21 protein-coding genes and 2 pseudogenes are annotated in these 21,906 nt (G+C 49.9%); 3 read left to right on the top strand and 20 right to left on the bottom strand.

Going from position 1 to position 21,906, the window contains the following annotated elements:
- Window positions 1-10 precede the first annotated feature (10 nt).
- The 5 genes from trmA to KHS78_RS07015 all read right to left on the bottom strand — a co-directional run bounded on the left by trmA (window position 11) and on the right by KHS78_RS07015 (window position 6,192).
- A complete protein-coding gene (gene trmA / locus KHS78_RS06995) occupies window positions 11-1,099 on the bottom strand; it encodes a tRNA (uridine(54)-C5)-methyltransferase TrmA (RefSeq protein ID WP_211826591.1) in 1,089 nt (362 codons plus the stop codon).
- A 221-nt stretch (window positions 1,100-1,320) separates the two neighbouring features.
- Entirely contained in the window at window positions 1,321-2,610 is a 1,290-nt protein-coding gene (locus KHS78_RS07000; RefSeq protein WP_211826593.1) for an NCS2 family permease, read from the bottom strand.
- Between the two features lie 207 nt (window positions 2,611-2,817).
- Complete coding sequence (locus tag KHS78_RS07005; RefSeq protein WP_211826594.1) at window positions 2,818-3,762, bottom strand: hypothetical protein; 945 nt, start codon at window positions 3,760-3,762, stop codon at window positions 2,818-2,820.
- 187 nt (window positions 3,763-3,949) lie between these two features.
- Window positions 3,950-4,804: a hypothetical protein gene (locus KHS78_RS07010; protein WP_211826596.1), complete on the bottom strand. Its 855-nt coding sequence runs from the start codon at window positions 4,802-4,804 to the stop codon at window positions 3,950-3,952.
- Between the two features lie 263 nt (window positions 4,805-5,067).
- Entirely contained in the window at window positions 5,068-6,192 is a 1,125-nt protein-coding gene (locus tag KHS78_RS07015) for a methyltransferase (RefSeq protein ID WP_211826598.1), read from the bottom strand.
- 141 nt (window positions 6,193-6,333) lie between these two features.
- On the opposite strand from KHS78_RS07015, the gene gorA reads away from it, so the two are divergent.
- Entirely contained in the window at window positions 6,334-7,692 is a 1,359-nt protein-coding gene (gene gorA, locus KHS78_RS07020; RefSeq protein ID WP_211826600.1) for a glutathione-disulfide reductase, read from the top strand.
- Window positions 7,693-7,758: 66 nt separating this feature from the next.
- On the opposite strand, the gene KHS78_RS07025 is transcribed toward gorA, so the two are convergent.
- From KHS78_RS07025 to KHS78_RS07060, 8 genes and pseudogenes are all read right to left on the bottom strand, one after another.
- Window positions 7,759-7,950: a hypothetical protein gene (locus KHS78_RS07025; protein ID WP_211826602.1), complete on the bottom strand. Its 192-nt coding sequence runs from the start codon at window positions 7,948-7,950 to the stop codon at window positions 7,759-7,761.
- A gap of 127 nt (window positions 7,951-8,077) precedes the next feature.
- Entirely contained in the window at window positions 8,078-9,148 is a 1,071-nt protein-coding gene (locus tag KHS78_RS07030) for a GIY-YIG nuclease family protein (RefSeq protein ID WP_211826604.1), read from the bottom strand.
- A gap of 293 nt (window positions 9,149-9,441) precedes the next feature.
- Window positions 9,442-11,196, bottom strand: a complete 1,755-nt coding sequence (locus KHS78_RS07035; protein ID WP_211826605.1) for a formate--tetrahydrofolate ligase — start codon at window positions 11,194-11,196, stop codon at window positions 9,442-9,444.
- 282 nt (window positions 11,197-11,478) lie between these two features.
- Complete coding sequence (locus tag KHS78_RS07040) at window positions 11,479-11,709, bottom strand: hypothetical protein (protein WP_211826607.1); 231 nt, start codon at window positions 11,707-11,709, stop codon at window positions 11,479-11,481.
- Between the two features lie 57 nt (window positions 11,710-11,766).
- Window positions 11,767-12,054, bottom strand: a complete 288-nt coding sequence (locus KHS78_RS07045; protein ID WP_211826609.1) for a hypothetical protein — start codon at window positions 12,052-12,054, stop codon at window positions 11,767-11,769.
- Window positions 12,055-12,113: 59 nt separating this feature from the next.
- Complete coding sequence (locus tag KHS78_RS07050) at window positions 12,114-13,334, bottom strand: hypothetical protein (protein WP_211826610.1); 1,221 nt, start codon at window positions 13,332-13,334, stop codon at window positions 12,114-12,116.
- Between the two features lie 133 nt (window positions 13,335-13,467).
- Window positions 13,468-14,173: pseudogene (locus KHS78_RS07055) on the bottom strand (IS1 family transposase).
- 251 nt (window positions 14,174-14,424) lie between these two features.
- Window positions 14,425-14,925 (bottom strand): hypothetical protein, encoded by a 501-nt coding sequence (locus KHS78_RS07060; RefSeq protein ID WP_211826624.1) that lies wholly within the window; start codon window positions 14,923-14,925, stop codon window positions 14,425-14,427.
- Window positions 14,926-14,979: 54 nt separating this feature from the next.
- Here KHS78_RS07060 and KHS78_RS07065 point away from each other — a divergent pair, with 54 nt between their 5' ends.
- Window positions 14,980-15,993 (top strand): IS1595 family transposase, encoded by a 1,014-nt coding sequence (locus KHS78_RS07065; protein WP_211826626.1) that lies wholly within the window; start codon window positions 14,980-14,982, stop codon window positions 15,991-15,993.
- On the opposite strand, the gene KHS78_RS07070 is transcribed toward KHS78_RS07065, so the two are convergent.
- Window positions 15,966-16,511, bottom strand: coding sequence for a hypothetical protein (locus KHS78_RS07070; RefSeq protein ID WP_211826628.1), 546 nt, complete (start codon window positions 16,509-16,511; stop codon window positions 15,966-15,968). The two genes, KHS78_RS07065 and KHS78_RS07070, sit on opposite strands and share 28 nt — an antisense overlap.
- 558 nt (window positions 16,512-17,069) lie before the next feature.
- Entirely contained in the window at window positions 17,070-18,080 is a 1,011-nt protein-coding gene (locus tag KHS78_RS07075) for a methyltransferase (RefSeq protein ID WP_211826630.1), read from the bottom strand.
- A gap of 251 nt (window positions 18,081-18,331) precedes the next feature.
- Here KHS78_RS07075 and KHS78_RS07080 point away from each other — a divergent pair, with 251 nt between their 5' ends.
- On the top strand, window positions 18,332-19,648 hold the full coding sequence (locus KHS78_RS07080) for a DEAD/DEAH box helicase (protein WP_211826631.1): 1,317 nt from the start codon (window positions 18,332-18,334) through the stop codon (window positions 19,646-19,648).
- Here KHS78_RS07080 and KHS78_RS07085 read toward each other — a convergent pair.
- The 5 genes and pseudogenes from KHS78_RS07085 to KHS78_RS07105 form a co-directional block, all read right to left on the bottom strand.
- The gene (locus tag KHS78_RS07085) at window positions 19,602-20,207 is read right to left on the bottom strand and encodes a hypothetical protein (protein ID WP_211826633.1); all 606 of its coding nucleotides are present in this window, start codon (window positions 20,205-20,207) and stop codon (window positions 19,602-19,604) included. The two genes, KHS78_RS07080 and KHS78_RS07085, sit on opposite strands and share 47 nt — an antisense overlap.
- Window positions 20,208-20,271: 64 nt before the next feature.
- Entirely contained in the window at window positions 20,272-20,481 is a 210-nt protein-coding gene (locus KHS78_RS07090) for a hypothetical protein (RefSeq protein ID WP_211826635.1), read from the bottom strand.
- Between the two features lie 156 nt (window positions 20,482-20,637).
- Entirely contained in the window at window positions 20,638-20,988 is a 351-nt protein-coding gene (locus tag KHS78_RS07095; RefSeq protein ID WP_211826637.1) for a hypothetical protein, read from the bottom strand.
- Between the two features lie 110 nt (window positions 20,989-21,098).
- On the bottom strand, window positions 21,099-21,641 hold the full coding sequence (locus KHS78_RS07100) for a cysteine hydrolase family protein (RefSeq protein WP_211826639.1): 543 nt from the start codon (window positions 21,639-21,641) through the stop codon (window positions 21,099-21,101).
- A gap of 143 nt (window positions 21,642-21,784) precedes the next feature.
- Window positions 21,785-21,906, bottom strand: a pseudogene (locus KHS78_RS07105) (IS1595 family transposase); the annotation flags it as partial.

Here is a 21,906-nt window from a genome sequence, read left to right on the forward strand (position 1 = left end):
TCAGTGAGCCTTATTTGCGCACCAGATAAACGCCACACTCTGCATGGTGGGTATAGGGGAACTGGTCAAACAGGGCGAAACGTTCGATCCGGTGGGTCTGGCTCAGGGTGTCCAGGTTGGCCTGCAGGGTTTCGGGGTTGCAGGATATATAAATGATGCGCTCGAATCGTTGCACCAGGGCTTCAGTGCCCTTGTCCAGACCCGCCCGAGGTGGATCGACCAATACAGTGGAGAAATCGTAGCTGTCCAGGTCAATATTCTGAAGGCGCCGGAAGGGACGCTCCTTGTTCATCGCCTGGGTGAATTCTTCGCTGGACATACGCACGATGTCGGCATTTTCCACCCCATTCAGGGCAAAGTTGTGCTGCGCGGATTTAACTGAAGATTTGGATATCTCAGTCGCCAGGACACGACGAAACTGTTCGGACAGTACACAGGTGAAATTGGCATTGCCGCAATAGAGTTCCAGCAGGTCGCCGTCACTATCCTGTGCAATATTAGCCGCCCATCCCAGCATCTTTTCGTTAATACCGGCATTAGGCTGGGTGAAACTGTTTTCCACCTGCTGATAGCGCCATTGTTTGCCATTGACCGTCAGGGTTTCAGTAACGTAGTCCTGATCCAGCACCAGCTTCTGTTTACGGGCGCGGCCAATGATATGGATGTTGAACTGTTCGCGCAGGGGGCGGACGGCCTCCAGCCACTGTTCATCCAGCTTCTTGTGGTAGAGCAGACTGACCAGTGCTTCACCGGTCTGGGTGGTCAGGAATTCCACCTGGAACAATTTGCGACGCAGGATCTCCTGTTCGCACAAGGCGTCCAGCAACGGTTGCATCAGACTGTTGATGCGTTCCGAAGCGACTGGGAAATCGGTCAGAAAAAACGGTTCGGACTTGTTGCCCGGCGCAAACATGGCGTAATGTGCCCGGTCATCCTGGTGCCAGATGTGAAACTCTGTCCGCATGCGGTAGTGGGACGGGGATGAACGGAAGACGTCCAGTGCGGGCGGCGCAAAGGGAGCAAACATCGCCTCGATCCGGTCGGCTTTCTCCCGGAGCAGGTCATCATAGCGTTCAGGTTGTACGGAATCCGTCGACATCGGGCCTCGCCTGGAATAGGGGGAACAGGGGTAAAACGTATAGGGCGGGCATGATACCTGAGCAGGCCATAAAAAAAAGTCGGAGATCACCGGATGAAGGTGCGGTTAGCCTGTTGAAATAGGAAGGTAAAGGACAGTGTTGAGGTTAGGTCTCAAGGCAGGTGGCGCGGTCATTCTCAGATAAGAAGCGCCACCCTGTGGATGGATGGCGCTTCGCCTGATTAGAAAATCATGAACTTCACAATGAACAGTGCCGTCAGCACGATCATGGCTGGGGTGATCTCTTTCTGGCGGCCACTGATCAGCTTGATGCCGGTCCAGGCGATAATGCCCAGGGCAATACCGGATGCCACGGAATACGTCAGTGGCATGGTGATAGCCGCAACGCCAACGGGAGCCGCTTCGGTAATGTCATCCCAGTCAATCTTGACCAGGCTGTGGGTCATCAGTACAGCAACAAAGAACAGTGCGGGGGCTGTCGCGTAAGCAGGGATTGCGCCCGCCAGCGGTGACAGAAACAGGCTGACAATAAACAGTAAACCAACGACAACCGCCGTCAAGCCAGTACGGCCGCCTGCCGCAATACCGGCACCGCTTTCAATGTAACTGGTGGTGGTGGACGTACCGAGCATGGAGCCGGCGACAGTGGCAGTACTGTCTGCCATCAGCGCGCGGTTGATACGGGGCATGTTGCCGTCTTTGTCCAGCAGGTTACCTTTCTGGGCCACAGCGATCAGGGTGCCGGAGGTATCGAACATATCCACAAACAGGAAGGAGAACACGATACTGACCAGACCGATATCCAGCGCACCGGCAAGGTCAAGCTGCATGAAGGTGGGCACCAGACTGGGGGGCATGGCGAAAATGCCGTTCAATTCGACATGGCCGGTGGCAATGCTGAGCAGTGTCACAGACAGGATGCCGATCATGACGGAACCGGTAACGCCACGGAAATAGAGAGCGGCAATTACGACAAAGCCCAGGCAGGCCATGATCGCATTCCAGCTGGTCATATCCCCCATGGATACCAGCGTGGCCGGGTTATCAACGACAATGCCCGCATTTTGCAGGCCCAGGAAGCCGAGGAAGAAGCCGATACCGGCGCCAATACCGCCGCGCAGTGACAACGGAATACTGTTGATGATCCACTCACGAATGCGGAAAGCACTCAGCAGGAAGAAGCAGATACCGGAGAAGAAGACTGCGCCCAGGGCGACCTGCCAGCTGTATCCCATCTGCCCGACAACGGTGAAACTGAAGAAGGCATTCAGTCCCATGCCCGGCGCCATGGCGACAGGGTAATTGGCATAAAAGCCCATGATAAAACAGCCAATGGCGGCGGCAAGGCAGGTGGCGACAAACACGGCGCCGGAATCCATACCGGCAGCGGCCAACAGACTGGGGTTAACAAAAATAATGTAGGCCATCGTCAGGAAGGTGGTGAGGCCTGCGATCACTTCCGTTTTGACCGTAGTATTGTGTTCCTGGAGTTTAAATAAGCGCTCTAGCATGGGATTTGTACGACAACTTCAGAAGGGTGGTGAAGAAGGCGCGCAGTCTACACGAATCCCTTGGGTCGTTAAAATATTTTGATCATTGGAACGGATTTTTTAAACGAATCTTGTCTAAGGTCAACGCCCATTATCCGTCTTGTTGATGGATGCCAAATGCGATTATCGGTATTTGTACGTTAACTAAAAAAGGCGTTGTTTCGCAGGTTATATACACATGCCAAAGGGAAGTAGCAGGAGGCAGAGCAGAATTCTGAAAAAAAATCTGAGGATGGTCAGTTCTGTTTGATTTTCTGAAGAACAGTTTTGATCGGCAGTCTCAGAGGATTGCTGTTTTTTAATGTCGGGATGGCTGGTAGAGTTTGTGTCATAGGTAGTAGACAGCTGATGTTCAGGTGCTTCACGTAGCATACGAACGAGAGCCTCAGAGTAATGAGGTGCTTTAATCCATGTACTGATAGATATTGTGTCAAAACCTAGCTGGTGCAGACCAAGGATTGCAGTATGCCGATCGTTACTTATGGCTATCGTATTTTCTTTATCGATATGAATGGCTGTCATCTCTCTGTCTGAAAATATCAGGCTGTCTTCATCCTTGTAGAGTTTCTCAGTTGCGAGCATGTCTCCGATCGCTTGGCGAGTCTCAGCCGGTGATAGATAACACTGGTGTGGTATATCACCGAGAGCATCCGCCAGCGCAAACAAAATCGTTGAGGCAGACGTATCAGATAATGGCAAATTCTGATTTAAATCAGCCTCAGTGATATAACTTCCTCTTAGGATCAGTAACACCTGCCCTGGGGCATGGGTCACTAGGGACTGCTCGGATATGGGAATCAGTTCAAGACTTGATGCTGTGAGCGATGATGAGAGTTCGTTAGCATCGACAGACGCGAGGCATATGAGAGTGGTCAAATGATTTACTGTGACGTGTGAATTCTCTTTGCCCAGGGCATGGGGCATATCATGAACGAAGGTGATCATACACAACGCTATCAGCAAGACCTGTAAGGATGGTTTGTGATGTCTGGTCTTTGTCATGGTCGACTTCAATGGTTGAGTGATGGGTGTCCTCATGAAATAACGAAAACTAAAGCGTTTCAAAAGGCATTGTTGCCAACTCAGACATATCCTTATGTCAATCAGTTCCATGTCGGTTAGCCAGTATGACTTCATCTGTAACCGGCAGTGACAATGAGCCTTTTGCTATTCACATCAAGACTCCTGTAAATCAGGACAATATGCTTGTCAGCTAACCCCTTTTCGTGAAACAGATGAACGAACTCCGGAAAAAGTCGGATTGGCATATTCTCAGGAGTGTGAATGTGATTCGTGATGGTTAGAGAAATGCCATAAAAAAACCAAAAGGTAGAACGGCTGCAAAGACGATTGCCACGGCCAATACAGCCCATACCACAGCCTCGGATGTATCATCGTGAGAGGTTTTTCTGAATTGGTGAGATTGCGTCGTTTTTTGTTTTTCAGAAGCGTGTCTAAAGGCTTCAGTCTTGTTTTGAGGGTAAATGTTATTATGGACTGTGCGTTCTTCCACCTGGTTTAGAAAATCGTTTATGTCACTGCCAGAGAGCTGGGTCAAACTCATCACCGAATGACTGGTACCCAGCCAAATTCGCTCTGACAGGTTGTCCATGCCCAATTGGTGTAACCCAAGCGCCGCATGATCCGTATCAGTGTGGCTGATGGATACAGTGATCTGGTTATCGAGCGTTAGAACGGTCAGGGTATCATCGGCATAAATCCGACTGGTGGGGGAATGAACAAGGGAATTGGAGTGAATTAACTCAGCGATTTCATGGCGTGATCGGCCAGGGCCTGTGTAGCACTTTGGGGCGATTGCATTAAACGCGGTGATGAAATCTGAAAATGATGAGTGGATGGAGCCATCCTGAGCCTGCAGGTTTTGAAGGAGTGTTGGGAGGCTCAGGTGCTTGCCTTGCATCAGAAAAAGGAGCTGGTCGGCGGAGTGTGCGGAGAACCGCTCCTGGGCAGCCATCGAAAGCTTATGTATTAAGTGCTGGGATAGGCTCTGATAAGCGGCGTCATCGTCAAGGGCTAAGCAAACCAGCAGACGGGGTATTTCAGGTTTTTGGTCAGCGTATGCGGAAGTGGTGAATCCAAACAATGTGATGATCAGTGTGAAAAGGTAGCAGGCAGTCATATAGCGATGATGCACGTAAATCTCCCATCAGCTTGACGAAGGGGGTGTCATGACGTTGATAATTTTATTTTTGGTACGTTAGTTTTACTTTCTGTGAGGTTAGTTCGTCCAGAGAGACTTGCCTGCTTGAGCGACGAACGGTCTTTTTAATGGAGTGAAATGATGATCAAAAAAATATCAGCGCGCTGAAGCACTGTAAGGCTGCGGGTTGGCCGTGGTTAATCACATGCTATCCGAGAGGATATCCACAGATACTGTGGATATCCCTCCAATACTTTTCAGGTGTGGCGTGTGCTGCTCAGGATGACGAACTTGGCGTCGCTGGCGACCAGTCGGTAACCGCCAAACAGCTGTTTGAGGCGCGAGTGGTAGTTCAGGTGCCGGTTGCCGACAATGTGAAGCTCCCCGCCGGGACGGAGTACATGGTGCGCCTGTCGGAACATCCGCCGGGCGATATGGTCGCCAATGGTTTCCCCCTGGTGGAAGGGCGGGTTGCACAATACCAGATCAGCGCAGTTGGCAGGAAAACCGGTCAGGCTGTCATTGGCAATAAAACGACCTTTATCTTCAGGGAGGCTGTTGGCGTGCCAGCTTTCCCGTGCGGACTGTACCGCCATATAGGATTCATCCACAAAGGTCACGGTACTTTCCGGATCCCGACTGGCTGCTGTCAGTCCGAGAATCCCATTACCACAACCCAGGTCAATAATGTTGCGGTAGTGCTTGTCGGCCGGCAGGTGCTCAAGGAAGAATCGGGTGCCAATATCCAGTTTCTCTCTTGAGAACACGTTGGCGTGGTTGACCGTGGCCAGGTTGCCAGGCATTGAAAGGGTTTTGGGAAAGCTGGAATCCGCAGGTGAAAGGCTTGGGTCGAATGTCACAAACGCTAGTCGCGCCTTCTTGCGGGCCAGTGAGGTACGGGTTGGTCCGAGCGTTTTTTCCAGTAACGACAGGGTCGAGGTATGGATGTATTTGGCCATGCCTGTCGCAACAATCTGCGTACTTTTATGGATATGCGGACGCAATCGCAGTAGCTGTTCTTCGAGCCAGCTGAGGTTTTTGGGGAACCGGATCAGAACCTGATCAAAGGTACCCTGCAGAGGCTCTGTACTGGCCAGGCACTGGAAGCTATCTGTGGCGATGCCATTGTGCTTGGCATTGTGTATGGCACTCTGGTGTGCAAGCCATGAATCGCTGTAAAGTACCGGGTTATACGTTGCGAGATTCAGGGTCAATGCACCGAAACTGTCGTTGAGGATCAGGACCCGGCCGGAGACGCCGGCTTCCCCGAGGTGTTCCAACAGGTATTCATCAGCGGCATCCCAGGCCCGCAGGGTTTCCCGGTTTCTCAGGGGGAGGCGTTGCAGGGTGAGTGACTGGAACGGAGTATTGAACTGCTGCATCTTAAGTGGACATGAATCCGTATCATTTCAGACGAAACCAGCCGTACGACGGTACGTTCTACGACTGAATGAGACTGTTATTCTCTGGCGCCGAATGCGCATCATGAGAAAAAGCCGCATTTTACCTTCAGGAGAGGCTGAATGAACAATAGAACCTATGATTTTGACCTGTTTGTCATCGGGGCGGGCTCCGGCGGCGTCAGGGCAAGTCGGATGGCAGCGGCCGAGGGCGCGAAAGTGGCCGTGGCTGAAGGACGTTTTCTGGGTGGCACCTGTGTCAATGTAGGCTGCGTGCCGAAGAAGCTGTTTGTCTATGGCGCCCATTACCATGAAGATTTTGAAGATGCCAAAGGGTATGGCTGGACGGTTGATGGTGTCAGCTTTGACTGGCCAACACTCAGGGACAACAAGACCCGGGAAATTGAGCGCCTTAACGGTATCTATGAAAACCTGCTGAAAAACGCAGGCGTTGAGTTGATTGCCGGTTATGCCGCACTGGTTGATCAGCACACCATTGCCGTCGGTGACAAGCGCTACACCGCAGAGCGTATTCTGGTCGCACCGGGTTCGAAAGCCTTTGTTCCCGATTTCCCGGGTTCAGAACATGCGATTACCTCGGATGAAGCCTTTTATCTGGAGACGTTCCCCAAGAAAGTCATCGTGGTGGGTGGCGGTTACATTGCCGTTGAGTTTGCCGGTATTTTTGCTGGCCTTGGTGCCGAGACGGTGCTGTCTTATCGCCGTGACCTGTTCCTGCGTGGTTTTGATGGCGATATCCGCGAAACCCTGCGCGATGAAATGCTGAAAAAGCACATCAATCTGAATTTCAATAGCACAATCAGCAAGATTGAAAAACTGTCCGATGGACAGTTGCAGGTGACCTGGCAAGACGGCTCGACGGAAAACGCGGATACCGTCATGTACGCTACTGGTCGTGTGCCCAATACCAAAGGGCTGGGGCTGGAGCAGGCCGGTGTGGCGCTGGCGGATAATGGCGCCATCAAGGTGGATGATAACTTCCAGACATCGGTACCCAATATTTATGCGCTGGGTGACGTCATCGACCGTTTCCAGTTAACCCCTGTCGCATTGGCAGAGGCGATGGCGCTGGTTCGTTATCTGTACAAGGGACAGCCGGTGGTGATGGATTACTCCAATATTGCCACTGCAGTATTTAGTCAGCCGAATATTGGCACGGTTGGTCTTACCGAAGAGCAGGCGCGAGGCCAGTACAGCAATGTTGTGATCTACAAGACTGGCTTCCGCCACATGAAACATACCTTGAGTGGTCGCGATGAGCGCGTATTCATGAAGCTGGTGGTGGATGGTGACAGTGACCGTGTACTGGGTTGCCACATGGTTGGCCCTGATGCCGGTGAAATTACCCAGGGGCTGGCGATTGCCCTGAAGGCTGGCGCGACTAAGGCGATCTTCGATCAGACTATCGGGATTCATCCGACAGCGGCTGAAGAGTTTGTGACCATGCGAACGCCTGCCTGATCGGCGTACTGAAAAAAAACAGCGGGCAGTCAGAAAAACCTGACTGCCCGCTGTTTTTTATATGACTCAGTGTTGTTTATCTTTATCTGGCGGGGTTTTAATCTGTGTGCGCAGGGTGCGCATCTCATCAGCAATCTGGCGACACTGGTGATTTACCAACGCCATCCTGTTTTCCAGCTCTGCCATACTGGCAGCCATTCGGGCAAGATTTGAGCGCAGGCTCGACAGCCTTTCCAGCTGCTCAGCATCAATCATCATCTGTAAGTTCCCTCTACCTGTTTGTCTTCCGTGACGCTTCGGCATTACGCAAAGGATGTTTAGAGTCTAGAACACAGGAGAAGGGTTTGCCTGCAATGGTGATTGCAGGCAGGAAAGGCAACAGGAATCAGTGATGCGCAATGGTGTCAGACAGGGAGTAAGCGCGGGCGTTCAGTTCAGCCAGCATCTGGCTGATCTTTTCCTTCTCTTCATTCATCTGGGCGCTGGTACGGCTGGCGCGGGACTGGCGATGACGCTCAATGGCTTCACGAATACGCTTTTCCTTGCCGCAGATGGTTTTGGAGACTTCGCTCAGTGACGGATGTGCCACAGCAGCTTCTGTCGGAACCGGTTCGGTGACCGTTACAGCCTCTTCACTGATGATCTCGGCGGTGGCCGGTTTGGCTGCGATGTCGGTCAGTGACTCGGTCGCTGAGATGTCACCTGCCAATACCGCATCCGCCGCAGCGGTAATGGCCGCCAGCTGGGCAGAGATTGCAGAGTCCAATTCAAAGCCACCCAAGTCAACCAGCGAGCTGCTGCGGGAGGCGCGTACCGGCTGAACGGGTTCGGCGGGTTTCGGCGCTTCTGGTTTGGCGGCAATTTGAGCGGGTGCTTCAGTCGCCTGCGGTTTGACGACCGCGGGACGAGTAACCTCAATGGTTGCGACCGTTCGCTCCAGCGGGCTCGGTTTCGCTTCTTTAGGTTGTTCAGTGGCTTCCTGTTTCACGGAAGCGGCCTTGATGATGCGTCCCTGGGGTTTCTCCTCTTCTGCCTCCAACGCTTTTTTGGGCGTGATGGGTACAGGTGTTTCATCATCGTCGTCGCTGAAATCACTGTCACCGCCAAGCAGGGACATCAGTTCCTTTTCGATGGCGGAGACGGAGCGGCTTTTACGGGGCTTTTTCTTGGGTGAAATACAAACCGTGGTGGTTTTGTACCCCTTCAGGCTCTTGGCGTTGAACAGTTCAATGGCATCTTGTTCTACCTCTGCCAGCTCTTCGCGGGTGTCGACATAATCGTACACTTCAACCGAGAAGTTATCAGCGCCGTGGACGCGAATATCCTTGTAAAGGGGGTAGTCGAGCTGCTGCTCGGCAGCAGTAACCATCTTCTGCCATTGGGAGTAGAGGTCGTTACGGGTGTTGCCGACATAGACCTGGTTCGTGATTTTGTTGGTAATGGTGAAGATAATCAACGGGGACTCCGCTACAGCCTTTTACCTTGAAATCACCACGTATCCGGCATGCCGAAGGAGCCGGTAAACAATGGTGCGCTCATGGATGTGAAACAGGTCGGCAATTATAACGGCAGGGGCGGCTGATGGTAGTCTTGGGTGGTCAGTAATTGTCGCAGCAGTTCGTGCGTATTCAGGCTTGACGACACAGGGTTCAGATGATCAAACCACGGAGTGAGCGTGAAGACCAAAGGCCCGATGACACCATTCCGCATCCGGGTATCGGAATGGCGTCATCGAGCAGGCACAATCGATTAACTCAGGCCGGTGATGTGGCCATTGTCGTCAATATCGATATTCATGTAACCAGGCTTGGAGCCCAGACCTGGCATGGTCATGATCTGGCCACAGAGAATGTAGACAAATCCGGCACCCGCTGACACGCGAACCTCACGGACCGGGAAGTCGAAGCCTACCGGCGTGCCTTTCAGCATTGGGTCGTGAGAGATGGACAGCGGCGTTTTCGCCATGCAGACCGGCAGGTTGCCATAGCCCTGGGCTTCCAGTTCGGCAATTTGCAGGGCAGCCTTCTCGGAGAAGTTCACCGTTGCGGCACCATACCCTTTGGTCGCCAGAGTGCTGATCTTGTCCTGTAAACCTGCGTCCAGCGGATAGAGACGTTGGAATTGCGCAGGCTGCGTGCTGCAGGCCTGTTCCACTTCGCTGGCCACCGCCATGGCGCCTTCGCCGCCGAAGCGGAAGGTATCGCTGATGGCCGCACCGGTGGCGCCGAATTCACGGGCTTGTTCCAGCAACCAGTTCAGCTCTTCTTTAGTGTCATCAGGGAAGCGGTTGACGGCAACCACCACGGGCAGACCATAGCGCTTCACGTTGTTGATGTGCCACTGCAGGTTGCAGACGCCTTTTTCCAGCGCTTCCTGGTTCGGCTCAATCATACCCTTGTCCAGCGGCTTGCCCGGTTTCAGGTCAAACAGACCGGAATGGGATTTCAGACCGCGCAGGGAGCAGACCAGTACCGCTACGTCCGGTGTCTTGCCGGAGTAGTGGGCCTTGATGTTGCAGAACTTCTCCAGACCCATGTCAGAACCGAAGCCGGCTTCGGTGACGACATAGTCGCCCATCTTCAGCGCCAGGCGATCGGCCAGAATGGAGGAGTTGCCGTGGGCAATATTGGCGAAGGGGCCAGCGTGGATCAGGCAGGCGCCGCCTTCCAGGTTTTGCATCAGGGTAGGGTTGATGGCGTCTTTCATGATGGCGGTCATCGCACCGGCCACTTTTAGATCTTCGGCGGTGACGGGCTTGCCATCCAGGTCATAGGCCAGGATCGCTTTACCAATCCGCCGACGCATATCCTGGATGCTGTCGGTCAGGGCCAGGATGGCCATCAGCTCGGAGGCGACGGTGATGTCGAAGCCTTCCTCGCGGGGCACACCGTTCATGTTCTCGCCGGTGGTGTTGCCGGGTTGGCCGACCGTGATGGTACGCATGGCGCGATCGTTGTGGTCAACAACTCGCCGCCAGACGATACGGTCCTTGTCGATTTTCAGTGCGGACAGGCCACTGCGCTGTTCGAAGGCTTCATAGCCTTCGCGTTCTTCGTGATACAGGCGGCTGTCGAGTGCGGCAGAGGCCAGGTTATGGGCGCTGGTAATGGCGTGAATATCACCGGTCAGGTGCAGGTTGAAATCTTCCATCGGGACAACCTGGGCGTAACCGCCACCGGCTGCACCACCCTTGATACCAAAGACGGGACCCATGCTGGGCTGGCGGATACAGCTGATCGCTTTCCGGCCGAGCATCGACAGGCCCATGGTCAGACCAATGGTGTTAACGGTCTTGCCTTCACCAAACGGTGTCGGTGTGATGGCGCTGACGAGCACCAGTTTACCGTCCGGTCTGTCTTGTAATTTGTTGAGGGAATCAATACGCACCTTGGCCTTATAGTGGCCATAAGGTTCTATGTCCTGGTGCTCTAGACCGAGCTGGGCTGCAACATCAGTGATGGGTAACAGGCGTGCACTACGAGATATCTCGATATCAGACTTCATGGAACCGGGAGCCCCCTAGGTTAAGGTCGTTATTCGCTACCTTGCAGAGGGGGACGATGGTGACAGAAGTTCAGATATGCAGAATTGATCTAACGCATGAAATGTTTCTCATTTCGCGGGTTTAGAGGTATCTACGTATCCTCGAAGCCGTGGAGCACGGCTCCGGGGATTACAAGTAAAATTGACTCACTATTGGATTGGATGACGATAAAAGCCTAAAGTTTTTTTGTTTCTCTAAGGCGCTTGAAAAGTATTGTTTTAGCTATGAGTTATGTTGTTATTTTATGCTTGGATTAGTGAGATATTAATAACAATTGCCATATCTAGTGCCTCTGCCAGTGGTAATAATGAAACTCTTATGCTGCTGTCAATTTCCATTGCTTTCATGGTTTTCTCTGATAATTCCTGCAGTGTTTCTACCTCTATTTGTGTTTGGTTTGTATTAATGAAAGTTGCAGCAACTTCAACTTCTCTGTTATTTGTTTTTATATCTTCTTCGATGTTGATTTTCATTTTATCAGAGTGAATGTGTTTTGTTTTTTGTATCAGCGCCAGAATTACTGCCTCAAATCATTTGTTTAACGCCTTCCTGATTCTATCTCCCATCTTCTTGTGTGTGAATTTGTAAGCTTTTATAGCGTGCTTTTCAATATCAGGTTCTTTCACTGTACGGGTTTTGTCAGAGGCTGTTAAATCTTCAAGAGGTTTAGTTAACTGCCTAATTCCAGAAGTGAATTTCATCTCTATTGTTTCAGTCACTGTTTCGATACTGCGAGAAGGTGATCTTCCTCCTTCAGTTCTTGAAGAAGAAAGGCCGCTAACCCACTGAGTAATGCGAGATGTAGAAGACAAATTCATAGTAAATATCCATTAAGGCAGTGTGCATATAAATAATAACTTTTTGGATCTGATATTTATTAAAGTATGATGCAGCGGGATAGAGCACCGGGCAAAGCATTCATATGCCCCTCAAGTCTGCCGGGTGTAATTAAATATTGCTGTAGCTCGGATAAGGAACGCCTCCCCTGCTCATTTTGATACATGAGAGAAGCCATAACATTGGCACGGAACTCTCTATCGAATTCAGTTATGTAAATTGTTGAAGCTAATGCATATTTTACAGCTATATCAGTGTAAAAAAGGTCAATAGGTAAGCTAAAAAGCATCATCAGAGAACAATAGCCTTGCAACATAGCACGTTCGGTATCTGCTATTCGCCTACTAAGAAGTAATATCTCCTGTAAACGTAGATGTAAATAACTTCGGTTTCTATCATGGTGCATATATTTTATGGCAGTTGTTAAAAGATATTTATTTATGGGTTTATCTGTGCTTTTAGCCTGTTGATAGGCGTAGAGAAATACTGTCATAGCTGCAAGTTTTGGCATGTTTCTCTTGTTGAGTCTATATGCATGTAAATAACAATCTTTTAAGTTTGATAGTTTTTTGCTGTATACTGCGGTAAGTAATCCAGCTAGATAGTGTTGCTGATGTTGAGTCAATTTTTCACAATGAGACAATAAATGTTGGGTTGTGCTGTTATCCACAAGATAATGGCAGAAATAAGATGATAGTTGGCTGAACTCAATACGAGAGCCTAATGTCCATGGTTTATTCCAGCTGTTATCTGTAAGGAATATCTCGTTAAGTGGTTGCAGGTTTTGTCTCGTGTGTTGAATGAAATGTTCTGTAAAAACTGGTAGTGGAACGAGCTCTTTACATTTTACCATAGGGCATGTGACTGAAATTTTATTTAAGTCTAAATCGACATTCTCACAGGATACTATTGTTGCTGTATTAATATCCCTCCTGCATAAAGGACATTTTATAAACGTTTGTGAGATATTGTCAGTGTCTCTTACAAAAGAGTGATTGTATTTTAATTTGATATAGCATTTTGAACAGACGTCGTGAATGATCGTGTTGCGTTCTTCAAGGCTACATTCTCTGAATTTAACAATTTTTGGTTTTAAATTTAAACAGACGCAGCATGTGAAACGGTCATTATCTGTGTAATTTTCATGAACTCTTACAGTCAGGCCATTATTTAGGTTGACGGTTTGCTTTAATGATAAATCGTCTCTCTCTTCTGAAGCTTCTGTTGTTTTCTTTGCAGTGGTAGCCAAGCTTGTATCCATAAAAAAACCTCCAATAGACATGCATATTTGATTTCTAACAGAATGGTTGGTTCTTATGATTTAGATTTTAGGTTTATTTTGTTGCTGATACTGACAGAAATAGATAGATGATTGAACAAGTTTTGGTCATGTTTCAAACCGGTTGATACCACATTCTGGAGATAAACTCTCCGATGACTTTGTCGTGTAGATCCTCTGAACGGGAGAAGCAGATAGTCTTTCGATTCAGCCGTTTAATCCGGGTACGCAGCGTCAGATTGTTTCTTTCAAGACTCTGGGCAAACTGTTTGCTGACAACATGATTGTCTTCCGACAGTTCCGTGCTGTGTGGATGCCAGTCATCCGTACAGTAAAACCTGAATTTTTATAGGGTTTGATCAGTGCTATCAGTCTGTTCAGCGTTGCCTTTGTCCTGCGGCCGAACACATGAGCAATGACTTTCTGATAACGAGGTTCCCAGGCATAGAACAGCCAGCGCTGGTTCCCCTTATTGCCGACAAACGACCATTGCTCGTCCATCTGGCAGATCAACACCTGCTTTTCCCCTTCAAAAGGCTGAGATGTCACGCCCGGTGGCGCCAGTTTTTTAGATGGCTGATGACGGTGGTTGGGCTGATTCCGAGTACCCGGCCCGTATCCCTGACTCCCGAGCCATTCATCGCCATATCCTTAATCCGTTCGTGGGCGCCCGGTTTGTTAGCGTTATAGATGAAATCGAGCTGAAAGCTGCGTTTGCAGTGTCGGCAGAGATAGCGTTGCAGTCCGGACTCCGCTTTACCGTTTTTCACAACACCATCAATGCTTCCACAGTGGGGGCATACAACGTCAATGACAGCCATAATTCAAAATGCGTAGCATAACCATGATCAGCGGCTGTTATATATACGTAATCAACGGATCTGATTCATTACCAATCTTCTAGATATCTCTTATATGTTATATAAAAACTGTTTTCTATTCTATTAATGTGAGTAGAGCTATTGAACCCAGTAATGGTCAGGTAATATTTTACTTGGTCGATCCCTATGCTGAGGGTGGCTTTGGCAATGTCACACTGATATATGTGTTGTATTTTACTTTTAATGTCTTTTTAGGATATAGATATGCTTTTAAAATGATCTACAAAATCTCGTGCCGCTTTTTGATTATACTCGCACTCATAAATTTCAGATGTTTTAATATCATAGAGAGCATCAATCATATTTACTACATGTTCTGCTCTAGTACTGTATCCGTATATGCGTTGAGTTGTTTGATTAGGTTCGGTGTGGTGAAATATTATGCACATGGTAGGAGTTTTAATGCGTATGTTTCTTCTTTTATATGCATTGTCAAAGTTGGCTCCTATTCTATCCGTGTGTCGGCATGGAACTATGAGAGGCTCTTCTTTAGTAATTGCTTCATCACTAATATCGATATAAGCTTTGTTAAGCTTTATATCGGGATGGTGTGATTGAATAAAGTTAAAGAATTTCTGTAGCAGTTCGTCTTCAACCTTGGTTTTTTCAATATTAACAGCCTCACTCATCTTATCTACGGCGTCCTTGTTCACAACAGCTGGCGGGGCTCTGTTCACATTAAGTGTTGTCATCTCTGACTATACTGCTCAGTGCGTCTATTCCACTCTGCACTTGAGAGGTGAGACATGCAGCAGCAATCATTTGACGACATCCTGAAATCCATTCCTCTGATGTCTCCAGACCAAATCACGATTCTCCGAGAAGCTCTTCCTCCGGTACCTGCAAAGGGATCAGAAGACAGACAGGAATCCTGCCTGCTCGAAAGGCTCAAGTTTTACTTTGGCCGGCATCCTGTTTGCCCTCATTGCCATAGTGAATCGATCAAACGCTGGGGTCAGAAATCAGGACATCAGCGTTATCGCTGCAAACAGTGCAGGCACACATTCAATGCCATGACCGGCACACCTCTGGCGCATTTGCGTGTCCGCGACAAGCTGGATGCATACGTGGAATGCATGAATGGCAGCACTACCCTCCGTCCAGCGGCCAGGAAATGCGGTGTATCCCTGAACACATCATTCCACCTTCGCCATCGTTTGATGGCTGTCGTTGAAACCGATCATTACGGGGATCTCACAGGCATTTCCGAGGAGGATGAAACGTTTTTCCGTGAGTCCCACAAAGGCCAACGAGACCTGCCTGTACCCGCCCGGTGTCGCGGAGGCCGGATTAGGCGTCATCGCTCGAAGCCGGACGCAGGCCTGAAGCATGACGCCGTTAAGCAAGTGCCGGTCATGGTAGCCTGCGACCGTGAACATCATGTCATTGATGCCGTACTGAGCCATGTCAGCACCGATGAAATTCATGAGCATTTATGTGGGCATATTCAGGCAGGCAGCACCCTGTGTACTGATGGGCACCTGTCTCATGACAATTTAGGCAAACGACTCGGGATCAACACCAAAACACTGGTTGCGAAAAACGGCCAATACGTGAAGGAAGGCGTGTACCACATCCAGACGGTCAATGCATATCACAGTGACTTGAAGCGTTGGCTTAACGGTTTCTTCAACGGCGTAGCAACAAAATATCTCTCTCGCTACCTGGCTTGGAAGCGATATTTAAAGACCCATATCTTCTCAGAAGAAGGCTTTTTAGATCAGATTTCTATTCATTGGGTAAAACAACACTTAGTTTGAACAGAGCCAGCTGGCGGTGTAATAAATAAAGTGAAAACTCTTTGAGTGGTTATTGGCTGGTTGTCCAGCTGGACTGTACTGGTGCTGGGTGTTGGTTCTCGCGGTGCATTTTCGGCAATGTGAGCGTCTGTTATAGCAGCCGATGGTGCAGTTGTGTCTACTGGAACAAAGGCAGCTGCGCCCTGTTCATGAACAGGTATATCGCCACCGGTTGTTACCCGCAGTTCAGAGCTTGGCCTGCGGGATGATGGAGTATGTATCACAGCGGTTGATGGTAAAGTCATCACTTCCTTATCTGATGATCCTTCAATAACGGTATTGGATATGCCTTCTCCCGTCCCGGTCAACAGTTCTTCATCATCGCCGGATGATGCGGATAAATCGGCTAAATTCTGAAAGCTATTACTGCGAGAGGGATCGGCGTTAGATTCTACATCACTGTGAATGCCTTGCGCTCGTGATTCTTCTTCATACTCCTCAGGATTTATTGAACTGAGCGTTGTTTCAGAAACATGCAATGTGTCGTCTCTTTGTACGCTTAACGAGGGAAGCAGCGATTGTTCCTCTTCATTGACTTGTCGTGCAGGGCGCCAACAGCAACAAGTAAAGAGTAATTTGAAGAATGTAAGGACCCTGTTGCACCAGGTAAGAAACGCGGCTTCTGAGGGAGAGGTTATTCTTATGTTTCTTGTACCAAATGGGCGGGTTTCGCTTGTGTTCTAATCCCTACTGCCTGTTCGCTGCCCATGGCGACTCATGGAGGATGGATCAATCATTGCGGGTCTCCGGATGATTTAAGTCATGTTTCAGGTATTACTATATATATGACCTTGTTGGCTTGAATTCGTTCCATTTGTTTTTTTTCAAAAAAAACGATTGTATTTTTAACCTTATTTTATTTGTTGTTTTTGAGGTTTTTTTGTTTCTTTTGGAGGATATTGGTGGTGGGGCATATGGAAAAAGGCTTCGTTGAACGGTGGGTGTATATTGTGCAATGTTTGGCGGGCAAAATGCGCTTTTATCTACACATCAATGTATGCGAATTATGCTGTTAATCGATGGAAAGACTAGCCATTCTATTTTATCGCTATCACCATGGAATCTGCGCCTTGCAGGTGTTCGATTCGCGTTTCGCTAAATCCTGCCGCTTCCAGCCAGCTGCAGCAATCTGCACCGGTAAAGTCAAAGCCGCCTTGTGTTTCAACCAGCATGTTCAAGCTCATCAGTAATCCATGCGTATTTTCCCGGCGATCATCGTCAATCAAGGATTCATACACCACCAATGCTCCACCTTCTGGAAGCGCTTCAAACGCTTTTTTAATGAGTATTTGTTTTTTGCTCATGTCCCAGCCGTGAAGGATATGTCCCATTAGAATGACATCTGCACGGGGAAAGGGGTCTACAAAGAAATCACCAGAGACATAATGAAGCCGGTCACTGAGTGTGTGCTGGCTAACATTCTGGTTAAAAAAGCGGGCAATACGTTCCAGGTCAAAGCCTACCCCGGTTAAGTGGGGATGGGACAATGCAACCTGTATGGCGAGATCTCCCTCGGCGGTACCGATATCAGCGAACGTCTTAAAATGGGCCCAGGGGAATTGGCGGGCAATACTGCCATTTGAAGTTTTACTCACTCCGCTCATGGCGCTTATGAACTGGGCGAGTTTGTCATCATCTTCATACAAAATGCTGTAAACATCTTCATTTCCATCAGCGAAATCATGTTGGGGTTTCCCGGATTTGATGGCATCAGTCAATCGCCCCCAAACCGGGTATAAATGATGATTGGCGAGTTCAAGAATACTTCCAATGTATGACGGATGATCTCGGTTTAAAAAGAGCGCTGTCTCTTCGGTGTTTTGATATTGTCCCTCGTGCCGTTCCAGAAATCCCATGGACACCAGGGCGTCAAGAAAGTCCTGAGCGCCGCGTGGGTGGAGCCTTAGCCTCTCAGTCAAACCTTTCAGGTTGCCAGGGGCTTTTGCCAGTTCGGTAAAGAGATCCAGTTCCAGGGCACTCAACAGGACTTTTGACGACCAGAAGGCCAAACCGGTTTGCAGGATTCGGTCTGGTGCCGGTGTAGACATGGTTTATGCTCGCTTTGGACAGTCACTATCCGCTATAGGGGCTGCATGGCCAAGATCAGTAATCTATCCGCGATAGCATAGACACAAGTGCCTTTACATACCATGTTTCGAAAGCAAGGACTTTGCCGATGGAGTTGAGTCTTAACCTTCGTCGGTAAGGCAAAGCAATAATAGTAATTGACTGGCAGATACTGTAGGCTGCACGGCCTCCAGCCGGGCTGGTTATTTAATGTGCAATACAGAGAGAAATTATGAGCTTTGCCTCCCTGGGACTATCTGCCCCCATCCTTCAGGCCATTGCTGAGCAGGGCTATGAAACGCCTTCGCCGATCCAGGCCAAGGCAATACCTGCCATTCTTGAAGGCAAGGACGTCATGGCGGCAGCCCAGACCGGAACGGGCAAGACGGCCGGTTTTACCCTGCCCATCCTTGAGCTTCTGTCGCAGGGGCAACGGACTCAGTCCAACCAGGTGCGTGCATTGGTACTGACGCCGACCCGTGAGCTGGCGGCCCAGGTAGGTGACAGTGTGGCAACCTATGGTCAGCATATGCCGCTGCGTTCCACCGTGGTGTTTGGTGGCGTGAAGATCAATCCACAGATGATGAAGCTGCGTCGCGGCGCCGATATTCTGGTGGCAACGCCAGGCCGGTTGCTGGATCTTTACAACCAGAACGCCGTGAAATTCAACCAGCTGGAAGTGCTGGTGCTGGATGAAGCCGACCGCATGCTGGATATGGGCTTCATCCATGATATCCGTAAGATTCTTGCGATTCTGCCGGCCAAGCGTCAGAACCTGCTGTTTTCAGCGACCTTCTCGGATGATATCCGGAAGCTGGCCAAGGGGCTGGTGCATGAACCGGTGGAAATTTCCGTCAATCCGCCTAACAGTACTGCCAGAAAAGTACAGCAGTGGATGTGTCCGGTGGATAAAAAGCAGAAGTCTGCTTTGCTGACCCAATTGATTCATGAGAACCGCTGGCAACAGGTGTTGGTGTTTACACGCACCAAGCATGGTGCAAACAAGCTGACCCGTCATCTGGACGGTGAGGGTATCAAGGCGGCGGCTATCCACGGTAATAAAAGTCAGGGCGCACGTACCAAAGCGTTGGCAGATTTCAAGGCGGGGGCTATCCGCATTCTGGTGGCAACCGATATTGCTGCCCGTGGGTTGGATATTGACCAGTTACCCCAGGTCGTCAACTTTGACCTGCCCAATGTACCGGAAGATTATGTGCACCGTATTGGCCGGACCGGTCGAGCTGGAGCCAGTGGTCAGGCGATTTCGTTAGTCAGTGCCGATGAATTCAAGCAACTGTCTGATATTGAACGGCTGACACGGCAGGTGCTGGCACGAAAGCTGATTGATGGTTTTGAGCCTGTGCACGATGTGCCGGAATCCCGTCTGGACACCCGTCCACCGCGGCCCAAAAAGCCCAAAAAGCCGAAGCAACCGAACACGGGTAAAGAAGCGGCATCTCGTCCTGGACAAGCCCGCAAAACGAGTGGAAAGCCCAAGGTATTCAAGCCGGCCGCCAGAAAACCCCGTAATCGTCCACAGACGCAGTGAGCATGTCAGCATCAAGGGCTGGCGGACAGTGTGAAGGATGAAGCAACTCGTGGCGTGAGTGAATCTCAGGGATATCGCTGTCATTCCACTCGTTCATGAGTCGGCATTTTACCGTCCGTGTCTGACCATCGAATTCCGAACTGAGCCCTGTGAGCGTGGTGCAACGCAGGGCATTTCTCATCTGCTCGCGGTTGTTGGGATAGACATTGATAGTGACGTTGTAACGACCATTCTGCAGGTGCTGATAATCGCACTCCGAAAACTGGATATTGGAAAACCGTGCAATCTTGCCCGGTTTGATCACGATTTCAGTACTGCCTAAATAGACGGCGCGAAGGGACGGGATCGTTTGGTCGACGATGTGTTTGCTGTCGCCATCAAAATAGGCGACCACGATAATTTTTTCATGCAGGGCTTTCAATTCTGCGCTGGCCCATTCAGATAATTCGACTGAAATTGAAAACTGTGGCCCGCTAATGCTCGTGTCGGAGCAGGCTGACGCAAAAAATATAAACAGTAAAAGAAGATATAATCGAAATATATTCTTTTTAATGTGCATGATGGCAGGGTATTTTCCGGTTGTATGAATGGAGAATGACCCTGTAAAAGTAGCGCATGGATGCTCATTGCAGCAGAACAAGTTTCTCTTGTAACCGGTCTATCGCCTGTTGATGACGGGTAATGGCAGTCACATCATTTCGCCCCATCGCTTCCTGCTGGCGCTGCTGGTGCCGCTCAATTGCCCGTAAGGTACGCTGTAGACGCACCTGACAGGTGGCAGAGCCGCACTGGATGGTGTTGCGATTAGCACAGGTTTTGCAAAGTGTGCTCATGGGGAAATCGGCCAGGTGTTGGTTGTGAAGGAGGGCATCATGGCTGAATCAGCCGCTGCTTACATTGATATAGGCAGTGTTGTGGATGAAACGGTATACCGGCATCCAGACAACACGACAGGCTGAAAATCGGGTGGTCTGTCGGGCCGACGAATATTATGGCTCCTCTGGTGACTCGCCTTTGGTCAGGCGAACGCCGTCGACGGTCATCTGCCAGATGCCATCCGCCTGGGTAGGTGGTTCTGACACATTGAAGGTTGTGGTCAGAAATCCAATGCCGACCACAAAGTCATCCCCCACAAACTCGGCCAGGGGGCCATTTACGGTGGTTGTCGTACGACCTTGGATACGTTGGTAGTTCACCGTGCCGTCTGGATGAATGGCGATAACCATGTTATTGCTGGTCCAATAGCCGGCGTAATTCATCCGGTTCTCGGGGAGTGGCTTGCCGCATCCTGTCAGGAGCAGGAAGAGTAGGACGAGGAGCAGTGGTTTCGTAATGGTCATGCTTCATCCATGAAGTTGTGTTTTTCTGCGTTCTTTTTACCCTACCTCAATTCCACGCGAAGGGCTCAAAGAGAATGACTGTCACCGGCACAGATGCGTGACTGTTCAGTTTATCCGTAATGCCAGTGCTGCAACAGAGTGTCAGCGGTAACCAGCTCGACCTGATGGATAAAACGGGGCAGAAGGGTGTCCAGCACAGCGTGCTGTGTTTGATCCGATGAGCCGGCAACCGCGTCGGTCACGACAATGGTTCGGTAATCATGGTCTACGGATGCCAGCACGCTGGCCAATACGCAATAGTTGGTTTTTACGCCTGAAAATATCAGGGTGTCAGGCCGCTGTTGGTTCAATATTGCCTGGAATGCTGGGCTTTCGAAGACTGAATAGGTGTTTTTTTCTATGACCTTGTCCGGCTGAGAAAGCTGATCCAAAGGCGTGATCAGGTCATATTGTTCTGGCGAAAGTTGTCCAAAATCCTCTGCCAGCCATTGATGATAATGTGCCTGCCACTGCGAAGCCGTCGACTTATTGGGCTGGGGCGGAATAAAGCGGGTGAATACCGTACTCTGCATTTTACAGCACGTTATCTTGGCGATAACCGGTACGATCGCTTGCAGACCGGCACAGTAAAAATTTCCGGATTCAGCAAACATTTTTGCATATCAATCACGACATGTAAGGCGTTATTTCCAATCGGGCCGAAGCGTATTGAAGCGTGTGACATGAGTCGTTCTCCATAACCCTGCGCATCAAATCAACATTGTTGGTTTGTGTGCAGTTGCTATTGTCTACCTGATTACCACTGTGGCTCAGCCAGCTTGAGAAGCCTTGCTGGCATGGGGCAGGTTCGCGCAGCCATGTAACCCAGCCTTGATACCATCGCCTTCAAATCAAAGCGCCGGTTAAATCGATAACAGT

The sequence above is a fragment of the Kistimonas asteriae genome, assembly GCF_018263925.1.
GTDB lineage: Bacteria > Pseudomonadota > Gammaproteobacteria > Pseudomonadales > Endozoicomonadaceae > Kistimonas > Kistimonas asteriae.

Bases quoted from the DNA above. Each gene is read 5' to 3' on its own strand.
- trmA (WP_211826591.1), bottom strand. From the start codon at position 1,099: ATGTCGACGGATTCCGTACAACCTGAACGCTATGATGACCTGCTCCGG.
- KHS78_RS07000 (WP_211826593.1), bottom strand. From the start codon at position 2,610: ATGCTAGAGCGCTTATTTAAACTCCAGGAACACAATACTACGGTCAAA.
- KHS78_RS07005 (WP_211826594.1), bottom strand. From the start codon at position 3,762: ATGGAACTGATTGACATAAGGATATGTCTGAGTTGGCAACAATGCCTT.
- KHS78_RS07015 (WP_211826598.1), bottom strand. From the start codon at position 6,192: ATGCAGCAGTTCAATACTCCGTTCCAGTCACTCACCCTGCAACGCCTC.
- gorA (WP_211826600.1), top strand. From the start codon at position 6,334: ATGAACAATAGAACCTATGATTTTGACCTGTTTGTCATCGGGGCGGGC.
- KHS78_RS07025 (WP_211826602.1), bottom strand. From the start codon at position 7,950: ATGATGATTGATGCTGAGCAGCTGGAAAGGCTGTCGAGCCTGCGCTCA.
- KHS78_RS07035 (WP_211826605.1), bottom strand. From the start codon at position 11,196: ATGAAGTCTGATATCGAGATATCTCGTAGTGCACGCCTGTTACCCATC.
- KHS78_RS07040 (WP_211826607.1), bottom strand. From the start codon at position 11,709: ATGAAAATCAACATCGAAGAAGATATAAAAACAAATAACAGAGAAGTT.
- KHS78_RS07045 (WP_211826609.1), bottom strand. From the start codon at position 12,054: ATGAATTTGTCTTCTACATCTCGCATTACTCAGTGGGTTAGCGGCCTT.
- KHS78_RS07050 (WP_211826610.1), bottom strand. From the start codon at position 13,334: ATGGATACAAGCTTGGCTACCACTGCAAAGAAAACAACAGAAGCTTCA.
- KHS78_RS07060 (WP_211826624.1), bottom strand. From the start codon at position 14,925: ATGACAACACTTAATGTGAACAGAGCCCCGCCAGCTGTTGTGAACAAG.
- KHS78_RS07065 (WP_211826626.1), top strand. From the start codon at position 14,980: ATGCAGCAGCAATCATTTGACGACATCCTGAAATCCATTCCTCTGATG.
- KHS78_RS07075 (WP_211826630.1), bottom strand. From the start codon at position 18,080: ATGTCTACACCGGCACCAGACCGAATCCTGCAAACCGGTTTGGCCTTC.
- KHS78_RS07080 (WP_211826631.1), top strand. From the start codon at position 18,332: ATGAGCTTTGCCTCCCTGGGACTATCTGCCCCCATCCTTCAGGCCATT.
- KHS78_RS07085 (WP_211826633.1), bottom strand. From the start codon at position 20,207: ATGCACATTAAAAAGAATATATTTCGATTATATCTTCTTTTACTGTTT.
- KHS78_RS07090 (WP_211826635.1), bottom strand. From the start codon at position 20,481: ATGAGCACACTTTGCAAAACCTGTGCTAATCGCAACACCATCCAGTGC.
- KHS78_RS07095 (WP_211826637.1), bottom strand. From the start codon at position 20,988: ATGACCATTACGAAACCACTGCTCCTCGTCCTACTCTTCCTGCTCCTG.
- KHS78_RS07100 (WP_211826639.1), bottom strand. From the start codon at position 21,641: ATGTTTGCTGAATCCGGAAATTTTTACTGTGCCGGTCTGCAAGCGATC.